Consider the following 5,342-nt stretch of genomic DNA (forward strand, 5'->3'; position numbering starts at 1 on the left):
GTGATTCGTGCGGCGTTGGCGGATGCGGGTGTGTCGGCGGTGGATGTGGATGTGGTGGAGGCGCATGGGACGGGGACGGTGCTGGGGGATCCGATTGAGGCGCAGGCGCTGATTGCGGCGTATGGGCAGGGTCGTGGTGAGGATCGTCCGTTGTGGCTGGGTTCGGTGAAGTCGAACATCGGCCACACTCAGGCGGCTTCGGGTGTTGCTGGTGTGATCAAGATGGTGGGGGCGTTGCGGCATGGGGTGTTGCCGCGGACGTTGCATGCGGAGGTGCCGTCGGCGGAGGTGGACTGGTCGGCGGGTGCGGTGGAGTTGTTGCAGGAGCAGCGGGAGTGGAGTGCGGAGGAGGGTCGGACGCGTCGGGCCGGCGTGTCGTCCTTCGGACTCAGTGGGACCAACGCCCACGTCATCCTCGAAGAGCCTCCGTTGGTCGAGGCCACACAAGCATCCCCGAAGAACCAGTCGGTTCCGTCGGCCTCCGTCGTCCCGTGGATCCTGTCCGCCCGGAGTGAGAAGGCGCTGCGTGAGCAGGCCGCGCGTCTCTCCTCCAGCGTGACGGATGCAGACCCGGTTGATGTGGGGTATTCGCTGGCGGTGTCGCGGTCGGGGTTTGGGTGTCGTGCGGTGGTGGTGGGTTCTGAGGTGGGGGAGTTGTTGGCGGGTGTGGTGGGGGTTGCTGATGGTGAGGTGGTGCCGGGTGTGGTGCGTGGTGTTGCTTCTGTTGCTGGTGGTGGTGGTGGGACGGGGTTTGTGTTTCCGGGGCAGGGGTCTGGGTGGGTGGGGATGGGGCGTGGGTTGTATGGGGTGTTTCCGGTGTTTGCTGAGGCGTTTGATGGGGTGTGTGGGTTGTTGGAGGGTGAGTTGGGTGGGGTGTTGCCGGTGGGGGTGGGGTTGAGGGATGTGGTGTTTGGTGAGGTGGAGCTGGGGTCTGGTGTGGGGACGGGTGTGGCGCAGGCGGGGTTGTTTGCGGTGGGTGTGGGGTTGGTGGGGTGGTTGGGTTCGTGGGGGGTGCGGCCGGATTGGGTGGTGGGTCATTCGGTGGGGGTGGTGTGTGCTGCGTGGGTGGCGGGGGTGTTGTCGTTGGAGGATGCGTGTGTGTTGGTGGGTGCGCGGGGTCGGTTGATGGAGGGTGTGGGTGCGGGTGGGGTGATGGTGGCGGTGGAGGCGTCGGAGGGTGAGGTGGTGCCGTTGTTGGGTGGGGGTGTGTGGTTGGGGGCGGTGAATGGTCCTCGGTCGGTGGTGTTGTCGGGGGTGCGGGGTGCGGTGGAGGAGGCGGTTGCGGGGTTTGTGGGGTTGGGGCGGCGGGTGCGGTGGCTGGAGGTGGCGGATGCGTTTCATTCGGGGTTGATGGATGGGGTGTTGGAGGAGTTCCGGGGTGTGGTGGAGGGGTTGGAGTTGGGTGATCCGGTGGGTGTGGGTGTGGTGTCGTCGGTGTCGGGTGGGGTGGTGGGGGCGGGGGTGATGTCGTCGCCGGGGTATTGGGTGGAGCAGATTTCGTCGGCGGTGCGGTTTGCGGATGCGGTGGGGGTGGTGGAGGCGGCGGGTGTGGTGTCGTTCGTGGAGGTGGGTCCGGGGTCGGTGTTGTCGGGGATGGTGGCCGACTCGGTGGGTGAGGGGTCGCCTGCGGTGGGTGTGCCGTTGCTGCGTAAAGGCCGGGACGAGGTGCTGTCGCTGGTCGAGGGTGTGGGCCGGCTCCACGAGCGCGGTGTCTCGGTGGACTGGGAGGCGTTCTTTGCGGGGCGTGGTGGTCGGCGGGTGGAGTTGCCGACGTATGCGTTTCAGCGGGAGCGTTTTTGGCGGGACAGTGTGGGTGGTGCTGGTGGTGCTGGTGGTGTGGGTGGTGTGGGTCATCCGTTGTTGGGGTCGGTTGTGGTGTTGGCGGGTTCGGGTGGGGTGGTGTTGTCGGGGCGGTTGTCGTGTGCGACGGATCCGTGGTTGGCGGATCATGCGGTGGCGGGGTCGGTGGTGTTTCCGGGTGCTGGGTTGGTGGAGTTGGTGGTGGCGGCTGGTGGTCGTGTGGGGTGTGGGCGGGTGGAGGAGTTGGCGTTGGTGGCGCCGTTGGTGTTGCCGGAGTCGGGTGGTGTGGATGTTCAGGTGATCGTGGGTGCGGTGGATGGTGGGGGCCGGCGTGAGGTGTCGGTGTTCGGTCGGGGTGAGGGGTTGGGTGAGGACGAGGCGGGTTGGGTGCGTTATGCCTCTGGTGTGGTGGTGGAGGAGTCGGGTGAGGGTTCGGGTGTGGGGGTGGTTTCGGGTCTTTCGGAGTGGCCGCCGGTGGGTGCGGAGCCGGTGGTGGTGGAGGGGATGTATGAGGACCTGGCGGCTGAGGGTCTGAGTTACGGTCCGGCCTTCCAGGGCGTGCGTGCGGCGTGGCGTCGTGGTGAGGAGATGTTCGCGGAGGTGGTGTTGCCGGGTTCGGTGGGTGCGGAGGCTGGGCGTTTCGGGGTGCATCCGGTGTTGTTGGATGCGGCGTTGCATGTGGTGGCGTTGCGTGGTGGTGGGTTGGGTGAGGTGGTGGTTCCGTTCGCGTGGTCGGGTGTGGAGTTGTTTGCGTCGGGTGCGTCGCGGGTGCGGGTGCGGGTGTCGCCGGTGGATGCGGGTGGGGTGCGGGTGGAGATTGCTGATGCGTTGGGTGTGCCGGTGGGGTTGGTGGAGTCGTTGGTGGTGCGGTCGTTGGGGGAGGGGTTGGTGTCCGGGGTGGGGTCGGGTGTGGATGGGTTGTTCGGTGTGGAGTGGGTGAGGGCGGAGGAGGGTGCTGCTGGTTCTGGTTCTGGTTCTGGTTCTGGTGGTGGGGTGTCGTGGGGTGAGTTGGGTGAGGTGTTGTCGGGTGTGGGGGTGGTGCCTGATGTGGTGGTGCTGCGGGTGGGGTCGGGTGCGGAGGTGTCGGGTGACGGTGTGCGGGACGTGGTCGGCGGTGTGCTGACGGGCATTCAGCAGTGGCTGGGTGAGGAGCGTTTGGCGGAGTCGCGGCTGGTGGTGGTGACGGAGGGCGCGGTCGACGCCGGGTCCGGGTCTGGTGAGGGTGCTGGTGTGGTGGATGTGGTGGGGGCTGCGGTGTGGGGGTTGGTGCGGTCGGTGCAGAACGAGCATCCGGGTCGTGTGGTGTTGGTGGATGGTGAGCCGGGGGCGGAGTTGTCGGTGTTGGTGTCGGGTGCTGTGGTGTCGGGTGAGGGTCAGGTGGCGGTGCGGGACGGGGTGTGGTGGGTGCCGCGTCTGGTGCGTGCCGGTGTGGAGGCTGGCTCTGGTGTGGTGGCCGGTTCCGAGGCCGGTGCTGGTTCTGGTTCCGGTGCCGATGCGGGTTCTGATGCTGGTTCGGGTTCTGGGTCTGTGTTTGGTTCGGGTGTGGTGTTGGTGTCGGGTGGTACGGGTGGTTTGGGTGCGGTGGTGGCGCGGCATTTGGTGGTGGGTCATGGGGTGCGTGATGTGTTGTTGGTGAGTCGTCGGGGTGTGGGGGGTTCGGGGGTTGCTGGTGTGGTGGGGGAGTTGGAGGGGTTGGGGGCGCGGGTGGAGGTGGTGGCGTGTGATGTGGCGGATCGTGGGGCGTTGGCTGGTGTGTTGGAGGGGCGTGTGTTGTCGGGTGTGGTGCATGCGGCGGGTGTGTTGGATGACGGGGTGGTGTCGTCGTTGTCGGTGGATCGGTTGGCGGGGGTGTTGCGGCCGAAGGTGGATGGTGTGCTGAATTTGCATGAGTTGACGTCGGGTATGGGGTTGTCGGCGTTTGTGTTGTTTTCTTCGGTGGCGGGGGTGTTGGGGTCGCCGGGGCAGGCGAGTTATGCGGCGGCGAATGCGTTCATGGATGCGTTTGCTGTGTATCGGCGGGGGTTGGGTCTGCCGGCGCAGTCGTTGGCGTGGGGGCCCTGGGCGGCGGAGTCGGGTGGGATGACGGGTTCGTTGGGTGAGGTTGAGCGGTCGAGGATGGTGCGGGGTGGGTTGAGGCCGTTGGCGTCGGGGGAGGGCCTGGCGCTGTTCGATGCGGTGGTCGGGTCGGCGGGGCCGGCGCTGGTGGTGCCGGCGCGTTTTGATCTGTCCGCGTTGCGGGCCCGGGGTGCCGAGCTGGAGCCGGTCTACCGCGCCCTCGTCCCCCGCACCCGCACCCAGACGAAGGCGAAGCCCTCGTCCGTGGTGGCCCTCTCAGTCGAGGAAGCCCTGCGGCTCGTACGCCGGAAGGCCGCTGCCGTCCTCGGTCATGGATCGGCCGAGTCCGTGGACGCGACGCGTGCTTTCCAGGAGATGGGATTCGACTCGCTCTCCGCGGTGGAGCTGCGGAATGAGCTGGGCAGTGCGACCGGTCTCGCACTTCCGGCGAGCCTGATCTTCGACTACCCCAATGCCACCGCGGTGGCTGACCTGCTCGTGGCCGAACTCGCCGGCACGACGCGCCTCGGCATGGACGACCAGGCGGGCCCGGTGACCGGCGCGGCCACGCACGACGACCCGATCGTCATCGTGGGTATGGCGTGCCGTTATCCGGGTGGGGTGTCTTCGCCCGAGGGTTTGTGGCGGGTGGTTCGGGATGGTGTGGATGCGATTGGGGAGTTTCCGGAGGATCGTTATTGGGATGTGGAGGGGTTGTTTGATCCGGTGCCGGGGGTGCCGGGGAAGAGTTATGCGCGTGAGGGTGGGTTTGTTCGTGGTGCGGCTGATTTTGATGCGGAGTTTTTCGGGATCAGTCCGAATGAGGCGTTGGAGATGGATCCGCAGCAGCGGTTGTTGTTGGAGTCGTCGTGGGAGGCGTTGGAGCGGGCGGGGATTGTTCCGGGTTCGTTGCGGGGGAGTGCGACGGGTGTTTTTGCTGGGGTGATGTATCACGATTATGCGGGGAGTGCGGCGTTGGGGAGTGTGGTGTCGGGGCGGGTGGCGTATGCGTTGGGGTTGGAGGGGCCGGCGGTGAGTGTGGATACGGCGTGTTCGTCGTCGTTGGTGGGGTTGCATTTGGCGGTGCAGTCGTTGCGGCGGGGTGAGTGTTCGTTGGCGTTGGCGGGTGGGGTGACGGTGATGGCGACGCCGGAGACGTTTGTGGAGTTTTCGCGTCAGCGGGGGTTGTCGGTGGATGGGCGGTGTCGGTCGTTCGGTGCGGGGGGGGGGGGGACGGGGTGGTCTGAGGGTGTGGGTGTGTTGGTGGTGGAGCGGTTGTCGGATGCGCGGCGGTTGGGGCATGAGGTGTTGGCGGTGGTGGCTGGTTCTGCGGTGAATCAGGATGGTGCGTCGAATGGGTTGACGGCGCCGAATGGTCCGTCGCAGCAGCGGGTGATTCGTGCGGCGTTGGCGGATGCGGGTGTGTCGGCGGTGGATGTGGATGTGGTGGAGGCGCATGGGACGGGGACGGTGCTGGGGGATCCGAT

The 5,342-nt window shown here is 66.9% G+C and carries 1 protein-coding gene; it reads left to right on the plus strand.

The features are described 5' to 3' along the window. On the plus strand, positions 1–5,342 hold a 5,342-nt coding region (locus tag AB0E98_RS33405), incomplete at both ends, for a type I polyketide synthase (protein WP_361710230.1).

This window comes from Streptomyces sp. NPDC037389, from assembly GCF_040636475.1.
In the GTDB taxonomy this organism is placed as follows: domain Bacteria; phylum Actinomycetota; class Actinomycetes; order Streptomycetales; family Streptomycetaceae; genus Streptomyces; species Streptomyces hesseae.